We start from the raw sequence: 24,011 nt of genomic DNA on the forward strand, positions 1-24,011 counted from the left end.
CGCTCCCCCGCCTGAACGGCTGACCTGCCCCGCCCATGCCAACCTGCTCCGTACACCCGCTGCCCTACCGCGCCAACCCTGCCGAGTATTTCGCGGCGATCCGTCATGCCCCTGGCAGCGTGCTGCTCGACAGTGGCCGGCCGAGTGCCGAACGTGGGCGTTACGACCTGCTCAGCGCCTGGCCATTGGTGCAACTGGCGGTGTTGCCGGACGAAAGCGGTAGCGATTTCCTGCAACGCCTGCGTATTCAGCTGACGCTGCTAGGTGACGCGGAACTACCGACCACGGTGCAATTGCCCTTTGCCGGCGGCCTGATCGGCTACTTGAGCTATGACTTCGGCCGACACCTCGAAACCTTGCCTTCCCACGCCAAGGACGACCTGCAACTGCCCGACGCGCGTTTTGGCGTGTACGACTGGGCGCTGGTCAGCGATCACCAGGCCGGCACCAGCCAATTGGTGTTCCACCCTCATTGTGGCGAAGGCGAACGCCAGCGCCTGATCGCGCTGTTCAGCCAGCCGACTGCGACATCCGTTGGCGTCTTCAGCCTCGAAGGACCGATGACCCCCGACCTCAGCGCCGAAGCCTATCGACAGGCCTTCGAACGTATCCAGGCGTATATCCAGGCGGGTGACTGCTACCAGGTCAACTTTGCCCAGCGCTTCCGCGCGCCCTGCCAGGGCGATGCCTGGGCCGCTTACCAGGCGCTGCGGACGGCGTGCCCGACGCCGTTTTCCGGCTTCCAGAGCCTGCCCGATGGCGGCGCGGTGCTGAGCCTGTCCCCCGAACGCTTCGTCAAGGTCAGCGAAGGCCAGGTGGAAACCCGGCCGATCAAGGGCACCCGGCCCCGCGGCACAACACCCAGCGAAGACGCGGCCCACGCCGCCGAGCTGCTGGCCAGCCCCAAGGACCGGGCGGAAAACCTGATGATCGTCGACCTGCTGCGCAACGACCTGGGCCGCACGTGCCGCATCGGCTCGGTACGGGTGCCGGAGTTGTTCAGCCTGGAAAGCTACCCGAACGTGCATCACCTGGTCAGCAGCGTGACCGGCGAGTTGGCTGTGGGTAAAGACGCCCTCGACCTGATTGCCGGCAGCTTTCCCGGCGGCTCGATCACCGGCGCGCCGAAAATCCGCGCCATGCAAATCATCGACGAACTCGAACCGACCCGACGCGGCCTGTATTGCGGCTCGTTGCTGTACCTGGACGTGCGCGGGGAAATGGACAGCTCCATCGCCATCCGCAGTCTGCTGGTCAAGGATGGGCAGGTGTGCTGCTGGGGCGGCGGCGGGATTGTCGCGGACTCGGATTGGGAGGCCGAGTATCAGGAGTCGATTACCAAGGTGAAGGTGCTGCTGGAAACCTTGCAGAACCTCTGAACAGACCCCAGGCCTGACACAAGACCTTGTGGGAGCGAGCTTGCTCGCGATTGCGTTGGGTCAGCAGCCTTTGTGCTAACTGACACACCGCTATCGCGAGCAAGCTCGCTCCCACAGGGGATTGGGTTTACAGGTTGAGGCTGCGGTTCGAAGCCTTGAGAAATTCCTGCTTCAACTCGGCAAAGCTGTGCACCGCCGGGAATTGCGGGAATTCACGGATCACGTTTTCAGGCGCATGGAACAGAATCCCCGCATCGGCTTCGCCCAGCATCGTTGTGTCGTTGTAGGAATCCCCCGCCGCGATCACCCGGTAGTACAGGCTCTTGAAGGACAGGACCGACTGGCGCTTGGGATCTTTCTGACGCAACTGGTAGCCGGTCACCCGCCCGCTGTCATCGGTAATCAAGCGATGGCAGAGCAACGTCGGGAAGCCCAACTGGCGCATCAACGGCTGGGAAAATTCGTAGAACGTGTCGGAAAGAATCACCACCTGGAAGCGCTCACGCAGCCAGTCGACGAATTCTATGGCGCCGTCCAGCGGCTTGAGGGTGGCGATGACTTCCTGGATGTCGGAAAGCTTGAGGCCGTGTTCATCGAGGATGCGCAACCGTTGCTTCATCAGCACGTCGTAGTCGGGAATGTCCCGAGTGGTTGCCCTGAGGGAGTCAATCCCGGTTTTTTCAGCGAAGGCGATCCAGATCTCCGGGACCAGTACACCTTCCAGGTCGAGACAGGCAATTTCCACAAGACACTCCCATTTTTTCTGATGTTTATCGGTTGAGCGAACAAAAGGCTTGCCGACTCTAGCCATTCGTCGAAGCCTGCGCAACGCACAGGAACGCGCCAGCCCCGACAGCTTTTGTTACCATCAGCCCCATATAGAGCGCCCAGCGCCACCGACCTGTAGGAAACCGCCCTGATGAGCCCATCGTTTGACGTCGTGGAACTCGCCACGACCTATGCCAACAAGTCCCCGCAGGACATCCTCAAACTGGCCTTCGCCGAATTCGGCGACGAGCTGTGGATATCCTTCAGCGGCGCCGAAGACGTGGTGCTGGTGGACATGGCCTGGAAACTGAACAAGAACGTCAAGGTGTTCAGCCTCGACACCGGCCGCCTGCACCCGGAAACCTATCGTTTCATCGACCAGGTGCGCGAGCACTACAAGATCGACGTCGAGCTGGTTTCGCCGGACTACACGAAACTTGAACCCTTCGTGAAGGAAAAAGGCCTGTTCAGCTTCTACAAGGACGGTCACGGCGAGTGCTGCGGCATCCGCAAGATCGAACCATTGCGGCGCAAACTGACCGATGTCCGCGCCTGGGCCACCGGCCAGCGCCGCGACCAGAGCCCCGGCACCCGCAGCCAGGTGGCGGTGTTGGAAATCGACACGGCGTTTTCCACTCCGGAGCGTACCCTGTACAAGTTCAACCCCCTGTCGCAGATGACCAGCGAAGAAGTCTGGGGTTACATCCGCATGCTGGAGCTGCCTTACAACAGCCTGCATGAACGCGGTTTCATCAGCATCGGCTGCGAGCCCTGCACCCGCCCGGTGCTGCCAAACCAGCACGAGCGCGAAGGCCGTTGGTGGTGGGAAGAAGCCACGCAGAAAGAATGCGGGCTGCATGCCGGTAACATCATCGCCAAATCCAAGACCGTCTAAGCGTCCGCCGCACCCTGTACACAAAAATGTCACTACAAGTGGCATTTTTGTGTGCACTTATTACGTTACTGCCCCCAAAGGTTACACACACCTTCCCGCCTCGCCTGCCCTTCCAACTCCACTGGCGTTCGCCAAAAAATAAATACCTGTTTAAACGGTCAGTTTTAAATCACGGTATTTCAGTTAGTTACTCAACGATCATAACAAAACGAAATTAGTGCTTCTTCGAATAGATCCGTAAGTGGCATAGATCTGGCTTTAGTCGACACGTGTTTTGTATACAACTTATATAAAACATACACACACTTTAGATCCGCAAGCCTGAAGCGCCCTATCCCGTACAGGCTGCAGATGCCCCGTAATCAATGATGCTCGCCCGCCGCGACGAAGATTTGTCGAGCTCCGCGCTCATGCACAGTCATCGCTGCGCCGAGAATCAGGAGCCTGCCGGAATGCGTACAAGTCTCTCCAATAACATCGCGCTGGATCTGCCCTCCACCACCACGGCCCTCGACGACAACACTGCCGCGTCCCTGGCCCTGAGCCCGAGGCTGCACAACAAAGACCTGGCGCCGACCAAGGCCGAAGGTCGACGCTGGGGTCGCTACAGCATCTTTGCCCTGTGGACCAACGACGTGCACAACATCGCCAACTACTCCTTCGCCATCGGCCTCTATGCCCTGGGCCTGGGTGGCTGGCAGATCTTGCTGTCCCTCGGGATAGGCGCGGCGCTGGTGTATGGCTTCATGAACCTGTCCGGCTACATGGGCCAGAAAACCGGGGTGCCGTTCCCGGTGATCAGCCGGATCAGCTTCGGGATCCATGGCGCGCAGATTCCGGCCTTGATCAGGGCGGTCATCGCCATTGCCTGGTTCGGTATCCAGACCTACCTGGCGTCGGTGGTGTTCCGGGTGTTGCTGGTGGCGATCCACCCGAGCTTCGCCGACTACGACCACGACTCGATCCTCGGCCTGTCGAGCCTGGGCTGGGTGTGTTTCGTGGCGATCTGGTTCGTGCAACTGGTGATCCTGGCCTACGGCATGGAAACAGTGCGCCGCTACGAAGGTTTTGCCGGGCCGGTGATCCTGGTGACTGTCGCCGCCCTGGCCGGTTGGATGTATACCCAGGCCGACGCCACCATTGCCTGGTCGATCCGCGAACCGCTGACCGGAGGCGAGATGTGGCGCAATATCTTTGCCGGTGGCGCGCTGTGGCTGTCGATCTACGGCACCTTGATTCTCAATTTCTGCGACTTCGCCCGCTCCTCGCCGTGCCGCCGGACCATCGTCGTCGGCAATTTCTGGGGCCTGCCGGTGAACATCCTGGTGTTTGCCGGGATCACCATCCTGCTCTGCGGTGCGCAGTTCCAGATCAATGGGCAAATCATTGAAAGCCCGACCCAGGTGATTGCCTCGATCCCCAACACCTTCTTCCTCGTGTTGGGCTGCCTGGCCTTCCTGATCGTCACCGTGGCGGTGAACATCATGGCCAACTTCGTCGCCCCGGCCTTTGTGCTCAGCAACCTGGCGCCCAAATACCTGACCTTCCGCCGCGCCGGGTTGATCAGCGCCGCCATTGCCGTGCTGATCCTGCCGTGGAACCTCTACAACAGCCCGCTGGTGATCGTGTATTTCCTGTCCGGCCTCGGCGCCCTGCTCGGGCCGCTGTACGGCGTGATCATGGTCGACTACTGGCTGCTGCGAAAAGGCCGCATCAACGTGCCGCAACTGTATAGCGAGGACCCAAACGGGGCGTATTTCTACAGCAATGGAGTCAACCTGCGGGCGGTGGCAGCGTTCATTCCAGCGGCGCTGATCGCGATCATCCTGGCGCTGGTGCCTGGTTTTGACAGCGTTTCACCATTCTCCTGGCTGATTGGCGCTTCGATTGCAGGGCTGCTGTACCTGATCATCGCCAAGCGCCAGCCGTACTACGAGGACGTCAGCGGCGAATCCATCGCTGTGGATAACGTCAATCATTGATTGCTCAAGCGGCCCGCCAGGTTCGGGCCACTTATTTTTATGTGTTAAGGAGGACAGCTCATGCGAATTCTCGTGGTCAACGTCAACACCACCGAATCCATCACCCAGGCCATCGCCCGCCAGGCCCAGGCCGTCGCCGCCCCGGGCACCGAGATCGTCGGGCTCACGCCGCATTTCGGTGCCGACTCGATCGAGGGCAATTTTGAAAGTTACCTGGCGGCCATCGCGGTGATGGACCGGGTGATGTCCTACGACCAGCCGTTCGACGCGGTGATCCAGGCCGGTTATGGCGAACACGGTCGTGAAGGCTTGCAGGAACTGCTCAACGTGCCGGTGGTGGACATCACCGATGCCGGCGCCAGCACCGCCATGTTCCTCGGCCACGCTTACTCGGTGGTCACCACCCTGGACCGCACCGTGCCGCTGATCGAAGACCGGCTCAAGCTGTCCGGCCTGTTCGACCGCTGCGCCTCGGTACGGGCCAGTGGTTTGGCGGTGCTTGAACTGGAGCAGGATCCGCAACGGGCGATTGAAGCCATCGTCCAACAGGCTGAACTGGCGGTGAGCCAGGACAAGGCCGAAGTGATCTGCCTGGGCTGCGGCGGCATGGCCGGGCTCGACGAGCAGATCCGCCAGCGCACCGGCGTGCCGGTGGTCGATGGGGTGACGGCGGCGGTGACCATTGCCGAAGCGCTGGTGCGGCTGGGGTTGTCGACGTCGAAAGTACGCACTTACGCGACGCCTCGGCCCAAGACCATCATTGGCTGGCCGGGGCGGTTTGGGCGGTGAGTTCACGGCTTTAGACCGAAGTGTCCCGAATCGCGAGCAAGCTCGCTCCCACAGGTTTTTGTGTCGTGTGCACATGTTGTGAACACCCGTAAACCCATGTGGGAGCGAGTTTGCTCGCGATTGGGGCCAACTCGATTCCAAGCCCGACTCAAACCGCACTGAACCGCCGCGCCAACCCCTGCTCGGAAAACTGCTCGATGATGAAATCCACAAACGCCCGGGTCTTGCCCGGCAACAGTTTGTGTTCGGCGTAGTAGATGGAGATGTTGCCATCGTCGACATACCAGTCCGGCAGCACCCGCTGCAGAGTCCCGTTTTCCAGGAAGGGAACGGCGATCGGCATGCTCACCAGGCCGATGCCCAACCCTTGGGCGGCGGCCGCGCAGTCGGCTTCCGAATCACTCATGGTCATGCGCGTCTTGAGCGTCAGCGGGCTGTGTTCCCGATTGCGGCTGGTCAGTTGCCAGGAACGCACCCGCCCGGTCTGTGGTGAGCGAATCAGGATGCCTTGATGCAGTGACAGATCTTCCGGTTCTGTCACGGCGGCATGCGCTTGCAGATAGTCCGTTGATGCAACCAGCACCCGATGAGCCACCGTCAACTTGCGCGCCACCACCCCCTGGGGCAGCTCGAAACCGCCGCCGATGGCGGCATCGAAGCCCTGGCCGATCAGGTCCACCTGGCGATTATCGAAATGCCAGTCGGGGTTGATCGCCGGATAACGTCGCAGAAACTCCCCCAGCAACGGCACGACATACAATCGACCGAACGCCGTGCCCATGCTCACTTTCAGCGTCCCCGCCGGTTGCCCGCCGGCGCTGGCCAGGTTGGCGACGGCGTTCTGGATGGTGTTGAAGCTGCTACCGACTTCCCCCAAGAACAACTGGCCGGCTTCGGTCAGCCTCAGGCTTCGGGTGCTACGCTGGAACAGGCGTACGCCCATTCGCGCCTCCAGCTTGGCGACGCTTTTACCCACCGCGGCCGGGGTCACGCTCAGACGTCGCGCCGCCTCGGCAAAGCTGCCGACTTCGGCACTGCGCACGAAGCATTCGATACTGTTGAAGGTCTCCATGAGCCTCACTCTAAACTTTTGGTTTAGACAGACTATAGCAATGACGGTCTACACAGCCCACGGCACCTTCTTGATACTCGCCCCATCACCGCGGCATCTCGCCCCGGCACTTTTTGGAGATCATCATGAGTAACCAAGCACTGAGCGGTAAAGTCGCCTTGATCCAGGGCGGTTCTCGCGGCATCGGCGCCGCCATCGTCAAACGCCTGGCAGCAGAAGGCGCCGCCGTAGCCTTCACCTACGTCAGCTCTGGCGCAAAATCTGAAGAACTGCAGAACAGCATCACCGCTGCAGGCGGCAAGGCCCTGGCGATCAAGGCCGACAGCGCCGACGCCGAGGCCATCCGTAACGCCGTCGCGGCCACCGTCGAGGCTTTTGGCCGATTGGACATCCTGGTCAACAATGCTGGCGTGCTGGCGATAGGGCCGCTGGATGAATTCAAACTCGAAGATTTCGACCAGACCCTGGCCATCAACGTGCGCAGCGTGTTCATCGCCACTCAGGCCGCTGCGCGGCACATGGGCGAAGGGGGCCGGATCATCAACATCGGCAGCACCAACGCCGACCGCATGCCCTTCGCCGGCGGCGGGCCCTATGCCATGAGCAAGGCCGCGCTGGTGGGCCTGACCAAAGGCCTGGCCCGTGACCTCGGCCCACGCGGCATCACCGTCAACAACGTGCAGCCCGGCCCGGTGGACACCGACATGAACCCGGCCGACAGCGAATTCGCCTCCAGCCTGATGTCGCTGATGGCTGTCGGGCGCTACGGCAACGTCGATGAAATCGCCAGCTTCGTCGCCTACCTGGCAGGGCCGGAAGCCGGTTACATCACCGGCGCCAGCCTGACCATCGACGGTGGTTTCGGCGCCTGATACAGGCATGAAAAAACGCCGGTCATGGCTTTAACCATGACCGGCGTTTTGTTGTGTAGCGCGATGGGGTCAGGCCCACTCCAACTCCGGCAGACCGCAAAGGCTGGGCTGGAACATTTTCAAGGAGCGAATGATCCCGTCGGCGTGGGCGTACTTTTCATCCGCCATGGCCGAATCCGGAATGGCAATGGCGGTCATGCCGGCGGCTTTCGCGGCAGTCACCCCGAACGGCGAATCCTCGAACACCAGGCAGTCGCGCGGCTCGACACCCAGGCGCCGGGCAGCAGTGAGGAAGATATCCGGCGCCGGTTTCGCCGCGCCGACCTCAGGGTCATCCGCCGTCACGATGAAGTCGAACAGTGCGAACCATTCCCGGTGCAAGGTGGTTTTCAGTGCGAACGTGGGGCTCGACGAACTGGTGCCCACCGCAATCGGAACGTTGTGGGCCTTCAAATGCCGCACCAGTTCCTCGGCGCCGGGCATCCCCAGGGCATGAGGAAAACGCTCGCGCATCAAGGGCTCGCGGATGACCAGGAACTCTTCGGGGGTGATCGGCAATTCCAGCGCCTGAACGACGTAATTGGCCAGGTCCGTGGCCCCGCGCCCGATGATGTTCTGTTTGACGCTCCAATCGAACGTGCGCCCGTAGCGCTCGGCGATGATGGACGTGACCTCGGTGTAGATCCCCTCGGTGTCCAGCAACAGCCCATCCATGTCGAAAATCACAGCCTTGATCGGGCCAAACTCTTTCAGGGGTGCATTCATCGCATCTGATCCGTTATCAACACAACATTCCAGGGATGGCTCAGGTGCGGCCAGGGCAGCGTGTTCGCCTTAAAGGATTCAGCAGGATAACGAAGGGGGCTTGGAACCGGCAATGGGAAATCTATGGACGGGGTCCGTGACGAGGGAGCTTGTTCCCGCTGGGTTGCGCTCTGTAGGAGCTGCCGGAGGCTGCGATCTTTTGATCTTTCGCTCAGGACTCAATTGACAGGGGAAAGATCGCAGCCTCGTTGCACTCGACAGCTCCTACGGTGCAACCGAGCGGGAGCAAGCGCCCTCGTCACAAAAGCAGATCGATGCCGGATGATGGTGGGACGGCTATTGGCCCGAGCTGCCAGAGCCCGAACCACTGGCACCACTGTCGCTGGTACCGGTTCCTCCGTTGGTCCCACCGCCGGCGTCGGCACCGCCCATCGTGCTGCCTCCACTCATCGAACCGCTCCCGGTGCCGGGACTGGTGCTACTGCCGTTGGCATCGCCGCCGTTGCCGCCGCTCACGGAGCCCGGGGGCAAGGCGTTACCGTTGGCACCGGAGTTGGAGCCGGCCTCCATTTCTGAGGAGGGGGGCATCCCGCCCTTGTCCACGGGGGGCGTGCCGCCCGAAGATTCTGCCAAGGCAGCCAGTGAACTGAGCGAAAGAATCCCGGCGAGTGTCAGCGCTGTCATGTTGGACTTCATCATGGTGAGTCTCCTTTTCAAGATCCTTACCTGATGTGTGGCACGCGTGGCGGGACGATGGTGCCGCTGAATCGACAGACGGACCTGCGATCAGCTCGGCTTGCCGGAGGCATCGTCACCGGCGATGTCCGGGTCATCCGGGGTCGCTTCGACATCCTCATCGTCGCTGGGTACCTGCTCGACGCCCGCATCGTCATCGGGTGGACGCTGGTCGCGGCTCAGGGAGTTGGTGGGCGAAGGCAGCGGGTATTCCGGGGTTTCATCTTCCTCGATCAAGGGAACCTGGGCGTCATCCATCAGGGAACCGGGGTCTTCATTGCCCGGGTCATTGACCACAGGTGCGCCCGAGGAGTCTTGTTCTTCCTGGCCTTGCGTTTGCGGCGTCATGGTACACCTCGCAATTGTTGATGGATGTATGAGTTCGAAGCGGGGGGATGGCAATCGTTCCGGAGATTTTGATTTGCCGTTTTTTTGGGGGGGTCAGGTTGGAGTGTATATCCGTTTTTTTGGTAACGGCGACTTATGGTTCCGCCCTGACGGCGGCTCACGTTTGAAAAGCCCGGAAGCCGGCCCAGTCAAAAGTAAGCAAAACGCTTTTATGCCCACCACTCGGCACCTCGCTTAGGCTCGATGTGCCTGAACACAAGCATTGCTCCGTGGGCCACCGTGTGGCGGCCTGATAGCCGACCTGGTTCTCCCGGTCATACACCCATCACATCTGTGGGAGCAAAGCTTGCTCGCGATGGCGGTGGCTCAGTCACATGGATGTTGGGTTTGCTGGCCTCATCGCGAGCAAGCTTTGCTCCCACAGGTGATCTCGGGTGTTCATGAGTTCTATGTTCACTGCGGCCCAATGTGGGAGCAAGCTTGCTCGCGATGGCGGTGGTGCGGTTGCATAGCGGCTGGAGCTGTCTGTTGCGCTTGCTTTGGGCATCAAAAGAAGCAAAAAAAAACGGCGCTTCCCATTTCTGAAAGAAGCGCCGTTTTTTCCAGATGAACAGCATCACAGCACAAGGCCGGGTCTATTCATCCAAGCATCCGCTTAACGATGCTTTCTCTTGTGCTTGTACTTCTTGCCACTGGAGTGACGGTCGTTGTCATTGGACAGATTGCTGCCCAACGCGCCACCCGCCGCGCCGCCGATGCCTGCGCCGATGGTGGAGCCGGTCGAGCCGCCCAGACGGTTACCGACAACCGAACCACCGGCCGACCCCAAGCCACCGCCAATGGCCGCTTCGGTGCGGCTGCCCTTGCGAGCGCCTACGGCACTGCCGGCTGCGCCGCCAACGCCCGCGCCAATCGCGGCGCCGGTGCTGCCGCCCATCTGCTGGCCGACCACGTTGCCCAATACACCGCCCAGACCACCGCCGACCGCGGCGGTACCGTCGCCGGCAGCCATCGCGCCCTGGGCAACCACCAACCCCAGTACCAAGGTGGACAAAGTCAAACGCATGATAGAAACCTCAAAAATGCCGCATCGGGGAGAAATGGCCGGTGCGCGCGGGCGCGAGTTTACGCCAGACAGCGTCAGCCATGATGGTTGGACAACAAAACGGGGGTTTATTTTATGACAGGCAAAAAAAAGCCCGCTGGGGAAACGGGCAGGTACTGCTTTCTAACGGATGAGCTGAGAGTACGTACCTGCTTGTGAAAGAAACGTGAAAGTAAATGCCAGTTGAGAAAAGATGAAAAATATTTATGTAGAGAGGCCCCAGAAGCGGAACGCGGAGCGTCCCTGGCGACGTTCCCACGCAGGAGCATGGGAATGAAAAAAACGATCAAAAAAAAGGGCTGCTATGCAGCCCGGCGGGAGCAAGCTCCCCTACCACGATCCGCCGTCACTTTCTGACCGGGACCCTGGGCAAGAACTTGGCCTTCTCCCCTCGCTGCACTTTGGCCACCTTCGTCCTGATGGACTTGATCGGCTCGTCACCGAAGTCCGCATGATAGGCCGACTGGCCACACTGCAACCCTTCATTGATCGGATACGCGGCAGTGTTCTCCTCGCTATACGGTGCTCCCATTGCCTTTCCCCTTCATCGAGGCCCATACCGGCAACAACCGGTTGCCTGACAATATCGACCTTCACGACAATGAGACTAGTCGGTCATCAACAGACTGTTGATTCAACAAAGCCCTTGGCCGACGAATGGAACTCACTGTTTCAAAAAGGAAACACTCATTCAGCCCCCAATATAGTCCGGTTTAGAACCCGGGAAACCTGATCCGCAGAATAGGGCTTGGACAAGAATTCAAAGCCCTCATGGCCGCTGTGGGCCAACTCTTCGCTGTAACCAGAGGTCAGCACCACAGGCAAATCCGGGCGCCGCTGGCGCAGTTCCCTGGCCAGGGCAATGCCGCTGATCCCCGGCATCACCACATCAGAAAATACCGCGTCGAATGCCATCGCATCCGGACCGACCATTTCCAGCGCTTCTTCGGCGTTGGTCGCCCAGGCAGTTTCGTAGCCTAGGTCCTGAAGGATCTGGTTGGCAAAACGCCCCACCTCCAGGTTGTCTTCCACGATCAACACCCGACACTTGCCCTTTTCCGGCAGCAGGTGGGTGAGTTCTTCCTTGACCGGCTCGTGGTTTTTCTCGGGCGCCACTTCTGGAAGGTACAAGGTGAACACCGTGCCCTCGCCCACCACGGTCGAAACATCGACGTTGCCACCGGACTGCTTGGCAAAGCCAAACACCTGGGACAAGCCCAGCCCCGTGCCCTTGCCCACTTCCTTGGTGGTGAAGAAGGGTTCGAAGATGTGCTCGAGCACTGGCGAGTCAATACCGGTACCGGTGTCCGCCAAGGCAATGGCAGCAAAGGATTGCCCGGCCCCGGCATGACCACGGATCGGCGGCATGCCACCGCCGCAACTGAGCCGAAGCCACAGCGTACCCTGGCCATTCATGGCATCCCGGGCATTGAGGGCCATGTTGATCAGCGCGGTCTCGAACTGGCTCAGATCCGCCCGGATGTAACAGGGCCGATCGCACAACTCGACATGGACCTGGATCCGCGCCCCGGTGACGGTTTGCAGCATGTCCCCCAGGCTCTGCACTTGCTTGCCCACATCGATGACTTGCGGCTTCAACGGCTGGCGTCGGGCAAACGCGAGCAACTGGCTGGTCAACTTGGAGGCGCGCTCCACGGTTTCGGACACCGCAGTCATGTAGCGCTGCCGACGCTCCTCGGACAGGCTGGGCATGCGCAGGAAGTCGACCGAAGAACGAATGATGGTCAGCAGGTTGTTGAAGTCATGGGCCACGCCGCCGGTGAGCTGGCCGATGGCTTCGAGCTTTTGCGATTGGCGCAGCGCCGCTTCGGTCTGTTTCAAGCGCGTGGTGCGCTCCTCGACCCGCTCTTCCAGCGTCGCGTTCAATTCGGCCAGGGCCGCCAGGCCTTCGCGCACGGCAGCGTCGGCACGGGCACGCTCGATGTGGGCCCAGGATCGCTCTGTGACTTCCATCAACAGCGCCAGGTCGTTGGATGACCAGACTCGCGGCGTTTTATCGTGGATCGCCATCAGCGCGGTCAATCGCCCGCCCTTGATCAACGGCACGCAGATGGTGGCCGCGATGCCAATGGCCTGGAACGTCGCCGCTTCCTCCGGCGCCAGCTCCTTGAGGTTATCGTTGATCACCAGCGGCTTGCCAGTTCGCAGGTTAGTGACCGCCAGTCGGCCAAAATCCGCCAGTCGATAATGCCCAAGGATATGCGGCGACCCCACCCTGGCCCAATCACCACGAATGGTGAAGCCGTCCTCGTCCTCATCCATGTCCGCGTAGGCACAGTTGGACAGGTTCAGGTGCGCCGCCAGGATCCGTGTGGTGGCTGCCATGATGCTCTGCGGGTCGGTGGCGTTTGCCACGGCATTGCCGATGGCATCCAGCACGGCCAGGCGCTGGGTCATGAACACCGTGGACGTGGTCTCGGTGACCGTATCCAGCATGCCCACGACCTTGCCGAACTGGTCACGGATGGGGCTGTAGCAGAAGGTGAAATAAGCCTGCTCAGGACCGCCGCCGCGCTCGATGACCAGGGGGAAGTTCTCTATAAAGGTCGCTTGCCCATCGAAGGCGCCCTGCACGATCGGCCCGATATCGCTCCAGACCTCCTGCCAAACCTCATTGAACGGCCGCCCCAACGCCTCGGGCTTGCTGCCGAGGATCGGCAGGAACGCATCGTTGTACAACGTAATCAGGTCCGGCCCCCATACGATGGCCTGGGGAAAATGCGAGGCGAGGCTCAGCGCCACGGTGGTCTTCAATACATCGGGCCACTGGGCAGGCGGCCCGAGCGGCGTGTCCTCCCAAGGATGGCGGCGAACCCGCTCAGCCATTTCTCCATAGCTCTGGAGCCAATCTGTCATTGCGTTCGATCCTTCTGAGCCGCCAATACCAACGAGGGGAAAAGCTTGTGACCCCAAGCAGGGCCGTATTATCCCGCGCTGAATGGGAATGCGCGATTGGATTGTGGGACGCGTCGGGGGGCAAATGGGGGATGAAAGGCGAACATGGGGGGTGGGGCTACAGAAAGGTCCTACATATCGTTGGGAATTGGCCTGCCTATCCATCTATTGCGTCGTTTTTGTGGGGGCGTCTGTCTATAGTTTTGCCGTCGCCCAGATGGCGACCGGGTTTGGCGACCCGCAGTGGGCAAAAACTATCCAGTGGTGCTTACTTATGAATCAATACATGGGCCTTACCAGCAACGCCGTCGCCCCCCCCTCTACGTCGATACCACCGCCCCGCTGCACATCCTGCTCGACTCAGCAGCCTACCAAATCCGTGCCGCCACCCAATTCCTGGAGAATTTGGCGATGCGCGATGAACAGACCATCGACCCCGCGACCTTGCAAGATCTGGCGCAGCTTTGCTGCATCCCACTGCGTGATGGGTGTGATGTGATGGATGTGATTGCGCGACGATTGGATGCTGCACCGGCAGGTTCCACTCTATAAGCCTGCCAGCCAAATAAGCCTGCAAGCCGACAACCTGTGGCGAGGAGTCCCCGCCACGTCTTCGACGCTGCGCTGTCGCGCAGGGAACTAGAGCGACGTCCACGAGGTATCTATTTTTGATCGTTCCCACGCTCTGCGTGGGAATGCATCCCGTGACGCTCTGCGTCACTTTCCAGAAGCGGAACGCGGAGCGTCCCTGGCGACATTCCCACGCAGGAGCGTGGGAACGATCGATATGTATTTTCAGCCTTAAAAATCACATGGTTGCAATTTGTTCCACGAGAGCTTGCTCCCGCTTGAACGGCGTTGCACTCGACAGCTCCTACAGAGCCCCTGACTCATCAAGGGCTGGTGGTCCCACTTTGGTTTGCATACTAGCCTTCCAAAGGTCCGCACAAGGAAGTCGAAAAAACCATGCCTGACCACAAACAACTCCACCAAGACGGCTACGCCCTGCTCCGTCAAGCAATCCCGACCGAGTGGCTGGCCGACCTTCGTGCCGTGTTCGATGCAGGTGTACGTCCGTCAGACCAATGGCCAGTGCCCCGCGGCATGGACTGGCGCTATTCGATGTTGGACGATGATTCGAAGATTCAGGCCGTATGTCGTCTACCCCAGCTACTGGCGGTGGCAGGTGAGTTGATCGGCGAGCGATTCTTTCTCTCCCAAGTGGAAGGACGCGAGCCCCTGGCGGGTAACGGCCACCAACAACTGCACCGCGACTTGTCAGCCCAGCGGCCAGGCGACATCGCCATCGCCCTGGCTTTTTTCGACGATTACGGCCCCGAGAACGGCGCGACACGGATCGTCCCCGGCAGCCATCGACCTGAGCCGGGCGCCCCACCCTTCGACTTCAATGACGAGTCACGCGCCGTACAGCTTTCAGGCTCTGCCGGTGACATCCTGGTGTTCGATGTCGACCTGGTACACGCGGGCAGCCTGAACGTGATCGGCGCACGCCGTCGTTCCATTCTGATCAGCTATTTCTCTGAGTCGCTCTACGCGTCACACCTGGAAACCGTGGCGCTGCGCAATATTCGTATGGACACCAGCGACCGATTCGCCCCCTCGGAGTTTGCTTTCGGGGGCTAGGTTTTTAGTCGATAAAAGTTATGCGCAGCGGTTCGAATCTGAGCTTTAATGCCCGTGCTTATCGACCCCATCATTCGTCTAATCAAGGAAGAAACGACATTGAAAACAGCTTTCGGCGCCCTGTTGTTGGCTTGCCTGACGACCATCGCATTTGCTGACGAAAACCCCATCGGTTTCCAATCTTCCACCCTGGATCCGCACAATGGCCGCGCACTGGAGATGGTCGTTTGGTACCCCAGCGCAACCACCGAAACCGCGCAACTGATCGCCGATAACGCGGTGTTTGTCGGCGCCTCTGCCGTGCGTAACGCGCCGCCCACTGCCGGCGAACACCCATTGGTGGTGCTCTCCCACGGATACCGGGGTAACTGGAGCAACCAGATCTGGCTGGCCAGTGCCTTGGCCCAGAAGGGTTACATCGTCGCCGCCATCAACCACCCCGGCAGCACCACCCATGACCGCAGCCCGCAAGCAGCGGCGCAGTTATGGCAGCGGCCCGTCGATCTGCGTCGGGTCATTGATGCGGTCACGACTCAACCTGAAAAATTTGGCCGGGTCGCCAATGGACGAATTGCAGCCGTGGGCCATTCACTCGGCGGCTGGACCGCCCTGGAAATCGCCGGCGCTCGCTTCGACCCAGAGCGCTTCGCCCAAGACTGCAAAGCCCATTCGCAGTTATCCAGTTGCACCGTTTACGAACAGATGAATCCCGCCAGCACCGCTGAATCAAAGGCCGAACTGGCCGCCGATTGGCGTGATAAACGCATCACTGCGGTGGTGACATTGGACCTGGGCCTTTCACGGGGCCTGACCGATAAAAGCTTGGTCACGCTGCCTGTCCCCGCCCTGGTGATCGCGGCCGGTGTACCGTCGCGAGAGCTTCCCGCCGAGTTGGAATCTGCCAACCTGGCCAAGCGCCTGCCCTCGGCGACAAGCCGCTATGTCGAGATCAAAGACGCAAGCCATTTCAGCTTCATGTCGATGTGCAAACCTGGTGCGCAGAAGATCCTCGAAGAGCACGTGCCGGGAGATGGCATTATTTGTCAGGATGGGGATGGCGGCCGTGCTCGTGGGGTGATTCAGCAGCAGGTTGTATCGCTGATCGCGGCGTTTCTGGCGCAATCACCTGGAGAGCTTGATAAGAAGGCTAGATGACGATCCCCACAGGCATGCTCGGCACATTAAGCCCGACTTTCACACGGTCCAGCGCCACGATTGTCTTGAACCAGGTCACGTTGGAATTTTCGGCAAACAATCGCCGCGCCAACGTCTGGTATTCGTTCATGCTGGCAACGGTTAATACCAGGACGAAATCCACTTCGCCGGTGACGTAGTAGCACTGCTGAACTTCGGGCACCGCGAAGTGTGCCTTCATCGCCTCCAGTGCCTCGATGCTGGTGCGCTCTGCCATCACTTCCACAATGATCGTGATCGGCCGTCCTACGGCGGTGGGATCCACGATGGCTACGTTGCCCGTGATGACGCCCCCCGCTTCCATCCGCTTGATACGGCGCTGAACGGCGGCCGTGGAAAGATTGACCTGCTCGGCCATGAGGCGCAGCGGCATCGTGTTGTCGCGCTGGACGAGGTCCAGGATGGCACGGTCGAATTTGTCCAACGATTCAAGTGCTGCGTCGTTTTTGGCCATGGCAAACCCGTGAGAAATTTTCTCGAAAACTAACAGAAAACCGCGCCCCTTTATCTAGCCAAGAGAAATATTATCTTGCCAGCAGTCTGCGTACGCAGCCTTAGTCGCAACACACACAGGATATTATTGGCATGCTCGCACTGTTCCATCTTTCCCCTGTCCTGTTGGTTACAGCCATGCTTGTCGTGCTGCGCCGGCCCCCCATGCACGCCGCCATTGCAGGCACTGCATTGGTCCTGGTGCTCTGGCTCGCCGGCGCTGCAGACGCGTGGCGCCTAGGCAGTATGGTGGCCGCCGCTCAAGATACGGCCGTGCTGTTTGCAAGTACGGCTTTCGTGATCGTTCCAGGTCTGGTCTTCGTGATTTTTATCGAGCGCATGGGCGTCAACCTGGCGCTTAGCCGATGGGTGCAGTCACTGGGGCTTGGGCGCGGCGATCAAGTAGTGTTTATCGTTCTTGGACTGGCACCGCTGCTCGAAGCGATGACCGGCTTCGGCGTGTCGTTGATCGCCACGGTGCCCCTGCTGCTCAGTCTCTTCGAGCGTCGGATCGCGCTACGAATAGCACTGACCGGCATGGCAATCATGCCCTGGGGAACACTGGGCCTGGCATCGGTCATTGGTGCTTCGTTGGTTCACTTGGACGCAACCGCGCTGGCATCGACCTCGGCACTGACCAGCGCACCGGTTTTTTTGGTCCTCAGTGCAATCGCGCTATCTCTTGCAGGCGTTCGTGACTCGCGGGAATGGAGGGCGTTGGGGGCTTTCTGGCTGCTGTTTGTTGGCGTGCTTTACAGTGCCAGTCGGTGGCTGGGGCCGGAAGTGGCCGGCGTGGCCGCGGGCCTGGTGACGGCCGCAGCGGTACTCTCTGCTGGGCTGTGGCGCTTGCGCCGCAACGATAGCGAGCGCGGTGCAGTGCAATGGCCGCGTCAGGCATGGCCGTATCTGGTGCTGATTGTCTGCATTGTCGCATTGAAGATGGTGTGGGCGATCACCTCCTGGCAGGATCACTGGGTTGTACAGGGCGCTCAGGTCACCTGGAAGCCACTCTCCTCACCAGGCCTGGCACTGGTTCTGGTGCTGATCGGGCTAGGGTTTCACACGCGCCACACACAACGCCAGACAGCACTCGACGTCAGTATGCCTGCTGCGCTGGTGGCGCGGGCGAAGCGACCACTGTTGACCATTTTCTTCTTCCTCGCGATGTCGCAGATGATGGTGAAGGCCGGCTTCCTCGCGGGCTTGATGCAAATGCTGGCGGGCCTGTCGCCCGCCGCCGCGACGTCGCTGGTTGCCCTGTTTGGCGCGCTGTCAGGCTACATGACGGGGTCGAATGTTGGCGGCAACGCGATCTTCATGCCGGCCATCGCGATGTTGCCCGAATCCTCTCGCCTGTTGTTGGCTGCCGTCCAGAACAGCTCGGCAGGGCATGCAGCGCTGGGCTCGCTGTCGGTTGTCATGCTGATCCTGGGACTTGCCAAGACCCAGGCCAAGGAGGAAGGCGAACTGGTAAGGTTTGGCTTCACGCTGGTCTGTCTCAATACCGCGTTAGTCGCGTTGGGCGCGGTGTTGCTGAGTGGATGGTTTGGATAGCAGGGTATTTGCAGATGAGCACCTCTTTCTGCACTTTTTCCAGTCCCCTTTTTTCATGTCTCTTTCCCAATAGTTTCTGACTTAACTATCCTACGCCTCCACCCCAAACGGATTCGCCACGATGTATCTGCGTTCAAGCTTATTGTGCCTGTGCCTTTTCAGCAGCCTGAGCCAGGCCGCTGTCAACTGTTCGGCCCTGGCGGAAAAGATCTCCGGAACGGTGCCTGAGTTTCATCCGTCAGTGCAAGGCAAGGTCATTGGCACTGGGCGCCTGCATTTCCACGAAGCGCCAGATGAAGCCTGTGCCAATAAGAAGATTTTCGTAATCCCCGGCGACTCTCTCACCGTTTACTCCAGCCTTGAAGACGAATCATGGCTGGAAGTGAACTTCATCGCCAAGAGCGGCGACGACTATACCGGTTGGGTAAAGGCTGATCGGGTCGAGATTGGCGCACCTTACGGAGCGCCAGCAGACGATGCCGACGACGCGCCGGCGGGTGATGCTCAATAATTATCTTTTTCATTTTTGAAGTGCAGGAGAAACGATGACGGGTTCGCCAGAAGAGAACGGTCTATTCCCGGCCAGCCCACAGGGCGACCTCGACGCAGTTGATGGCACGGATTTCGACGCCTGGGCTCGCGTCTGGGCCGAGCTTGGCGTCGTATGCGCGTCACGAGAGACGTACGAAGAACTCATTCGACATTACTGCGAGCCGCATCGCGCTTACCACACCCTCCAGCACCTGAAGGAATGTCTTCAAGTGCGCCGATTCGTCAATGCGGCCTGCCAGGCCCCCGCCGAAATCGACCTCGCGCTGTGGTTCCATGACGCGATCTACGAGCCCCTTCGCAGCGACAACGAGCTGCGTAGCGCGCAATGGTTGGACGACGTGGCACGTGATAGCGGCCTGGGCGATGAAACGCGACGCAGGCTTTACGACCTGATCATGGTGACGCGACACGATGGCGCCCCGAAGTCGGCAGACGAAGCGGTGTTGGTGGACACGGATCTGGCGATCCTTGGAGCGTCGTTCGAACGGTTCGAGGAATACGACCAACAGATTCGCCACGAGTACCAATTTGTGCCTCTGCCTGTGTACCGCCAAAAGCGGCGCCAGGTCCTGGAGGGATTCCAGGCGCGCGGGCGGATCTATACGACCGCAGCGTACTTCGACGCATTCGAGCAGCAGGCACACGCAAATCTTGCACGCGCCATCGAGCGTCTCGACTGAGGACTGGATTCAAGCGGCGAAGGGATAACTTACTCCCCGTCCCGCACCTGCATCAGCGCAAATCCCAGCAGATTCAAGCCTTTCCACAGATTCGGATTGTTCGCATCCGCGTTGTCCTGTGCGAGCCCTATACCCCAGATGTTATCAACCGGGCTGGCTTCGACAATAACGCTCGAACCGGTTTGTAGAAGATATTCGTTCAACTGCGGATTTTGAGAGAACTTGGCCTGGTTCGCTCGAACGACGATGTCGTATCGGTGTTGCAGCCAAACCTGATCATCGAATCCGCGCACGTTGCGGCCAAGTGCCTTGGCGGCATTAGGAGTAGGTGCGTGGAGCACCTGCGCACGAATTTCCTGATCGTCGAACAAGGCCGCTTTCTCGGCCATCATGAAGTGTTCGGCTGTCGGGTAATGTTGCCCCTCGACAATGAACCCGGCCTCGAACCATTGGCTGAAGCACGAAGCCGTAACGGCAATTTTGCTGCGCTGGTGCCCCCAGAAAAACGTAAATTTCAGATGTTCTCCGGAGTTGAAACGGGCGCACAGTTCTTTCACATGTTCAGAGTCGTTCAATGAGATGTCCTTGCTGACTGAAGATCGAAGTTACAGCTACTGTGCTGACCAAGGCCGCTTCGTGTCTATAGCGCCCACTTGCATCGCTCATAGCTTATCGAAAGTTAACATTGTTGCCTGAAGCCTTAGGCAAGACAGCCAAGATAATTCTGCTCGAATCAACAGGTCGTTTTTACCTATATCTCTGCTTCCAGATGAAGGCCGGCTTTATCTGGAAGCATCGCCAAGATCCGCAGTCTTTAAAAAAGCTACGAACGCCCGTAATGCTGCCGATTGGTGGCGACGACTTGGGAAGTAGAGGTAAACAGCCTCCAGGGGACAAGACCGGAATTCATCCACCCAATCAGTCTTCAAATCAACCGATCCACAACCCTCGCATTCCACAATTCCCGATACCGCTCCCGCCACCCCGGACTGCCCTTATCCAACCACTCCAACGTCGCCTCAATACTCTCAGGGCTAATGATGAAGTGATTGATATGCTCCTCGATCCGCTCTTGCGATAAATGCAGCGAATCCAGATAGCCATTGAAAGAATCCGCCAGCACCACGTACTCATCGCCCTGCTGACGGCGACCGGTCCAGGCAGGTAGGCCCGCCACCATCGCCGCCACGTCCTGGCGCCCTTCCCGCAGGTCCAGCAGCAAGATACTCGCGCCGCCGTCGCGACCGATCGGCAACAATCCCGTTGCGGGGAAACCGGGCTGGGCCCGCAGTTGCTCCAGTTCAAAGGGGTTGGATTCATATTCTTTGTCCGGGTCCAGCCCGTACAGTGAAAAACTGAGCAGTTCCTCATCGCCATTGGCCAGGGTCGCCAGCACATCGTATTCCACATAGGCGCCGTTGCAGGTCTTGAGGAATTGGCGATAGTCGTCCGGCAAGCGAGCCCCCAGGCTGGCTTCCAGTTGCGTGATGGCACGCTCGGTGGCGCCTTCACGGGTGTCTTCGAGGATGAGTCCGCGGTAGTCAGTCATTGATGTCTCGAAAAAGGTATTGGGTCCTGGAGGTCTTGAAACACGCCGCGCCGCACAATCAGTCCGACACTTTGATAACAAGTGCTCCGCTTACTCGCTCGCCAGATGTCTCTCGATCAGCCTCGCCGCCTCATCTGCGTGAGTGAAGCCCAGGCTGTGATCGGCGCCAGGAAAAACGTGCAGTTCAGCGCGGGACAACAGCTGGGCAAGGTACTGGCCAACACGAACGGGGCTGATCGGATCAGCGTCGCCCCAGAGCAGCAGGACCGGCATGCGCAACTCGATCAAGCGAGACGTGAGGTCGGTGCGGTCGTCGAGAAACCAACTCGGCAGTGTCGAGTTGGCCGCCGCAAAATCCGGGCGCCAGTCGTGTGCGCCCAGCGCCGACATGTCCACCCCGCCCGAGGTGACGGTCAACACGAGGTGGGTGATCAGCTCAGGGCGTTCAAGTGCTGCGAGCACAGCGACGATACCGCCCATGGATTGCGCCACCAGCGCTGTGGGTCGGTCGATCTCGGCCAGCACACGCGCCACCAGGTCACTCATGCCGGTCACGTCAGGCACAGGCGGCGTGTCTCCAAAACCGGGCCAGCCGATGTGTACTTGCTGCGCCGGGTGGGCCAAGCGTTCAGCGACCGGATGCCAGAACTGGGTGTTGCCCGAGGCGCCGGGCAGGAAGATGAGTTTGGCGGGGGATGCGGTCACGGGTTCGTCCTTGAAGATGGGATTGAAAGAGTCAGCAGGAGGCCAAAGGGATACCGCCAGGTTCGATGACCGGCTCCAGCATCACACCACACTCGCCCGATGCAAGCTGCTCATATGCCCAACACCCGCCGCCTTCAAACGACTCACCAGATCCTCCCGCGCCGCTCGCCCTCCCGAACGCACGTACTCCAGCTCCGCCGCCGTAATCAATACCACCGGCACCAATCTGACCGGGGACAAGGGCATGTCATCCAGTTGGGTAGGAAAATCCGGCGCCGGGGCGCCGAGTAGAACGCCGGTGGAGTCGTCATCGGTCACGAAGAGCTTGGGCAGTTGATCGCCCATGTGGTGCGATTGGCTGAGCCCTGGCAGTTCAAGGGATAGCGTCCCGTATTGGTCGAGTTGGTGGGTGATGCCGCCAGCGTCGGCCACCGTTTTGGCGACGTGCTCCAGCAGCTCGAAAGCCCAACTGCGCTTGAAAGGATCGACCTCCCCCACAGGACCATAGGCGTGCTCGGGGATATCCGCGGTTTCGACGAACAATTCCATCTCGAAGCCGTTGCCCATTCCTTCCGTATCATCGAATGGATCGGACAGGCCTTCAGTGGCGAGAATGATCGTGTCGCCACGACGAACCACGCGGTAGGCCTGGCGGGTCGAAGGCCAGTAAGGGCCGCCGGAAAAGGTCGGGCTGATCAGGTAGGCAAGGACATCCCGCTCGACCGTGCCAACAGCGCTCCAATGACGATCCAGGCACGCTGCGCCGGCTTCCCGGACGGCCAGATTGGCGGCTTCAGCCTCGGTCAGGTCGCCAAGCTCGTGGGATTGCGGCGCGGGCTGGTCGTCTTGGGTTTCAGGGGCTTTCGATGAACCGAAGAGCTTCTTGAAGAAATTCATGGGCGTTCCTTGCTGGATTTTCGCTCAACCTCGCCCGCGTCAGCACTCGCTGATCCGATGGCAGGCGTTGGGCGCATTGTGGCGTGTTGGCGTTGATATGAAAACGCGGGCAGGCACTTGCGGGCAGTTTCAACGAAAGGCGTGACAATCAGGCTATACACCGTCAAGTAACGCTGGTGGTCCTGTTCTCCGGTGCCGAAACGCAAGTGCTCAGGCTGCGTGCTGGTGACATAGAGCGTGCCGAACATCCAGTCCCACAGCGACAGGTTGACGCCGAAATTGCGGTTGAAATGACGCGGTGCATCGCTGTGGTGGATCTGGTGCTGGGCCGGACTGTTCAGCACATGTTCCAGCACCGGACCAAAGGACAGCCAGACATGGGTGTGACGCAGGTTGGCCGCCAGGCTATTGAAAATGAACACCAGGTACGTCACGCCGAACAACGTGTAGCGGCTGATCTCACCACCACTGGCATACCAGAAGCCACCCGCGAAAAGACCCAGGCAGGCGGTGATGCCGAGCTTCTCGACGATTTTCTCCACAAAATGCATCCGACTCGCGGTGGCCGGCACCAGCACGGGCGCCGAGTGATGCACCTTGTGAAACGCCCAGAGCCAGCGCGAATGAAACGCCCGGTGTGCCCAGTAGTGGACGAAATCCTTCACCAGGAACACCCCCAGCCCATAAAGCAACGCGAGCGAAAAATTCTCACCGAGGCGCGGACGCGCGCCCCAGAGGTTGCTGAAAAAAGCCAGGTAATCCCCGGAGCGCAGGATGTACGGATCGACCAGATGAACAATGGGCAACACCAAGGCAATCTTGAGAATCGCCCGGACGAAGTAGTAGCGATAGTCCAGCAACGCCGAACGATGCAGGTACACCCCACGACCACCGATGAATTGCCAGAACGAACGAGCGTCAGTCAGGCGGCGGTGTTTTCTGAAACGGAACAGGCCATAGGCGACACCGTAGGAAGCGCAGAGAAACAGGACTCCGAACCGACCGTTCAAGTTGAAGATGTCGAGGAACTGCTGGGTGATGGGGGCGATCACCCATGCGCTCAGGTGTTGATAGACAAGGGAAAACGCATCCACGAAATACCGGCCTCTGTCGAAGAT

The 24,011-nt window shown here is 60.0% G+C and carries 24 protein-coding genes and 1 pseudogene; 11 read left to right on the forward strand and 14 right to left on the reverse strand.

The features are described 5' to 3' along the window. Positions 1-35: 35 nt before the first annotated feature. Positions 36-1,379: an aminodeoxychorismate synthase component I gene (gene pabB / locus F7R20_RS18510; RefSeq protein ID WP_003204073.1), complete on the forward strand. Its 1,344-nt coding sequence runs from the start codon at positions 36-38 to the stop codon at positions 1,377-1,379. A gap of 127 nt (positions 1,380-1,506) precedes the next feature. On the opposite strand, the gene thrH is transcribed toward pabB, so the two are convergent. After that, the gene (thrH, locus tag F7R20_RS18515) at positions 1,507-2,124 is read right to left on the reverse strand and encodes a bifunctional phosphoserine phosphatase/homoserine phosphotransferase ThrH (protein ID WP_003204075.1); all 618 of its coding nucleotides are present in this window, start codon (positions 2,122-2,124) and stop codon (positions 1,507-1,509) included. A 174-nt stretch (positions 2,125-2,298) separates the two neighbouring features. Between thrH and F7R20_RS18520 the strand changes: the two genes are divergently transcribed. The 3 genes from F7R20_RS18520 (at position 2,299) to F7R20_RS18530 (ending at position 5,813) form a co-directional block, all read left to right on the forward strand. Then, entirely contained in the window at positions 2,299-3,042 is a 744-nt protein-coding gene (locus F7R20_RS18520; protein ID WP_003204078.1) for a phosphoadenylyl-sulfate reductase, read from the forward strand. Between the two features lie 452 nt (positions 3,043-3,494). Continuing rightward, a complete protein-coding gene (locus F7R20_RS18525) occupies positions 3,495-5,024 on the forward strand; it encodes an NCS1 family nucleobase:cation symporter-1 (RefSeq protein ID WP_003204080.1) in 1,530 nt (509 codons plus the stop codon). 60 nt (positions 5,025-5,084) lie between these two features. Continuing rightward, on the forward strand, positions 5,085-5,813 hold the full coding sequence (locus tag F7R20_RS18530) for an aspartate/glutamate racemase family protein (protein WP_003204081.1): 729 nt from the start codon (positions 5,085-5,087) through the stop codon (positions 5,811-5,813). 148 nt (positions 5,814-5,961) lie between these two features. Here the strand turns inward: F7R20_RS18530 and F7R20_RS18535 are convergent, their stop codons facing one another. Then, entirely contained in the window at positions 5,962-6,885 is a 924-nt protein-coding gene (locus tag F7R20_RS18535) for a LysR family transcriptional regulator (RefSeq protein ID WP_003204082.1), read from the reverse strand. 125 nt (positions 6,886-7,010) lie between these two features. Between F7R20_RS18535 and F7R20_RS18540 the strand changes: the two genes are divergently transcribed. Next, on the forward strand, positions 7,011-7,757 hold the full coding sequence (locus F7R20_RS18540; RefSeq protein WP_003204087.1) for a 3-oxoacyl-ACP reductase family protein: 747 nt from the start codon (positions 7,011-7,013) through the stop codon (positions 7,755-7,757). Positions 7,758-7,826: 69 nt separating this feature from the next. Here the strand turns inward: F7R20_RS18540 and F7R20_RS18545 are convergent, their stop codons facing one another. The 6 genes from F7R20_RS18545 to F7R20_RS18575 all read right to left on the reverse strand — a co-directional run bounded on the left by F7R20_RS18545 (position 7,827) and on the right by F7R20_RS18575 (position 13,587). Further along, a complete protein-coding gene (locus F7R20_RS18545) occupies positions 7,827-8,522 on the reverse strand; it encodes an HAD-IA family hydrolase (protein ID WP_003204089.1) in 696 nt (231 codons plus the stop codon). A 336-nt stretch (positions 8,523-8,858) separates the two neighbouring features. Further along, on the reverse strand, positions 8,859-9,221 hold the full coding sequence (locus F7R20_RS18550; RefSeq protein ID WP_003204092.1) for a hypothetical protein: 363 nt from the start codon (positions 9,219-9,221) through the stop codon (positions 8,859-8,861). An 87-nt stretch (positions 9,222-9,308) separates the two neighbouring features. Next, the gene (locus F7R20_RS18555) at positions 9,309-9,515 is read right to left on the reverse strand and encodes a hypothetical protein (protein ID WP_027911463.1); all 207 of its coding nucleotides are present in this window, start codon (positions 9,513-9,515) and stop codon (positions 9,309-9,311) included. A 404-nt stretch (positions 9,516-9,919) separates the two neighbouring features. Then, entirely contained in the window at positions 9,920-10,222 is a 303-nt protein-coding gene (locus F7R20_RS31685; RefSeq protein WP_155252629.1) for a hypothetical protein, read from the reverse strand. Between the two features lie 38 nt (positions 10,223-10,260). Then, entirely contained in the window at positions 10,261-10,671 is a 411-nt protein-coding gene (locus F7R20_RS18565) for a glycine zipper domain-containing protein (RefSeq protein ID WP_003204097.1), read from the reverse strand. A 726-nt stretch (positions 10,672-11,397) separates the two neighbouring features. Further along, the gene (locus F7R20_RS18575; RefSeq protein WP_003204102.1) at positions 11,398-13,587 is read right to left on the reverse strand and encodes a GAF domain-containing hybrid sensor histidine kinase/response regulator; all 2,190 of its coding nucleotides are present in this window, start codon (positions 13,585-13,587) and stop codon (positions 11,398-11,400) included. 313 nt (positions 13,588-13,900) lie between these two features. Between F7R20_RS18575 and F7R20_RS18580 the strand changes: the two are divergent. From F7R20_RS18580 to F7R20_RS18590, 3 genes and pseudogenes are all read left to right on the forward strand, one after another. Beyond that, positions 13,901-14,178, forward strand: a pseudogene (locus F7R20_RS18580) (short-chain dehydrogenase). A gap of 414 nt (positions 14,179-14,592) precedes the next feature. Further along, complete coding sequence (locus tag F7R20_RS18585; RefSeq protein ID WP_003204107.1) at positions 14,593-15,270, forward strand: phytanoyl-CoA dioxygenase family protein; 678 nt, start codon at positions 14,593-14,595, stop codon at positions 15,268-15,270. A gap of 99 nt (positions 15,271-15,369) precedes the next feature. Next, positions 15,370-16,425, forward strand: a complete 1,056-nt coding sequence (locus F7R20_RS18590; protein ID WP_003204109.1) for an alpha/beta hydrolase family protein — start codon at positions 15,370-15,372, stop codon at positions 16,423-16,425. Here F7R20_RS18590 and F7R20_RS18595 read toward each other — a convergent pair. After that, a complete protein-coding gene (locus tag F7R20_RS18595; RefSeq protein ID WP_003204111.1) occupies positions 16,418-16,918 on the reverse strand; it encodes an Lrp/AsnC family transcriptional regulator in 501 nt (166 codons plus the stop codon). The genes F7R20_RS18590 and F7R20_RS18595 overlap by 8 nt on opposite strands. A 131-nt stretch (positions 16,919-17,049) precedes the next feature. On the opposite strand from F7R20_RS18595, the gene F7R20_RS18600 reads away from it, so the two are divergent. The 3 genes from F7R20_RS18600 (at position 17,050) to F7R20_RS18610 (ending at position 19,742) form a co-directional block, all read left to right on the forward strand. After that, positions 17,050-18,510 (forward strand): L-lactate permease, encoded by a 1,461-nt coding sequence (locus F7R20_RS18600; protein WP_003204113.1) that lies wholly within the window; start codon positions 17,050-17,052, stop codon positions 18,508-18,510. A gap of 121 nt (positions 18,511-18,631) precedes the next feature. Next, positions 18,632-19,021: a hypothetical protein gene (locus F7R20_RS18605; protein WP_003204115.1), complete on the forward strand. Its 390-nt coding sequence runs from the start codon at positions 18,632-18,634 to the stop codon at positions 19,019-19,021. A gap of 34 nt (positions 19,022-19,055) precedes the next feature. Then, positions 19,056-19,742: an HD domain-containing protein gene (locus tag F7R20_RS18610; protein ID WP_003204117.1), complete on the forward strand. Its 687-nt coding sequence runs from the start codon at positions 19,056-19,058 to the stop codon at positions 19,740-19,742. A 29-nt stretch (positions 19,743-19,771) separates the two neighbouring features. Here F7R20_RS18610 and F7R20_RS18615 read toward each other — a convergent pair whose 3' ends face one another. The 5 genes from F7R20_RS18615 to F7R20_RS18635 all read right to left on the reverse strand — a co-directional run bounded on the left by F7R20_RS18615 (position 19,772) and on the right by F7R20_RS18635 (position 23,987). Continuing rightward, positions 19,772-20,317, reverse strand: coding sequence for an NADAR family protein (locus tag F7R20_RS18615; protein WP_003204120.1), 546 nt, complete (start codon positions 20,315-20,317; stop codon positions 19,772-19,774). Positions 20,318-20,667: 350 nt separating this feature from the next. Then, complete coding sequence (locus tag F7R20_RS18620) at positions 20,668-21,291, reverse strand: SMI1/KNR4 family protein (protein ID WP_003204121.1); 624 nt, start codon at positions 21,289-21,291, stop codon at positions 20,668-20,670. A gap of 90 nt (positions 21,292-21,381) precedes the next feature. Then, complete coding sequence (locus F7R20_RS18625) at positions 21,382-21,996, reverse strand: alpha/beta fold hydrolase (protein ID WP_003204123.1); 615 nt, start codon at positions 21,994-21,996, stop codon at positions 21,382-21,384. Positions 21,997-22,077: 81 nt separating this feature from the next. Further along, entirely contained in the window at positions 22,078-22,893 is an 816-nt protein-coding gene (locus tag F7R20_RS18630; protein ID WP_003204125.1) for a suppressor of fused domain protein, read from the reverse strand. Then, positions 22,890-23,987, reverse strand: a complete 1,098-nt coding sequence (locus tag F7R20_RS18635) for a sterol desaturase family protein (protein ID WP_003204126.1) — start codon at positions 23,985-23,987, stop codon at positions 22,890-22,892. The genes F7R20_RS18630 and F7R20_RS18635 overlap by 4 nt, the downstream gene beginning before the upstream one ends. Positions 23,988-24,011 lie beyond the last annotated feature (24 nt).

The sequence above is a fragment of the Pseudomonas brassicacearum subsp. brassicacearum genome, assembly GCF_008801605.1.
Classification (GTDB): domain Bacteria; phylum Pseudomonadota; class Gammaproteobacteria; order Pseudomonadales; family Pseudomonadaceae; genus Aquipseudomonas; species Aquipseudomonas brassicacearum.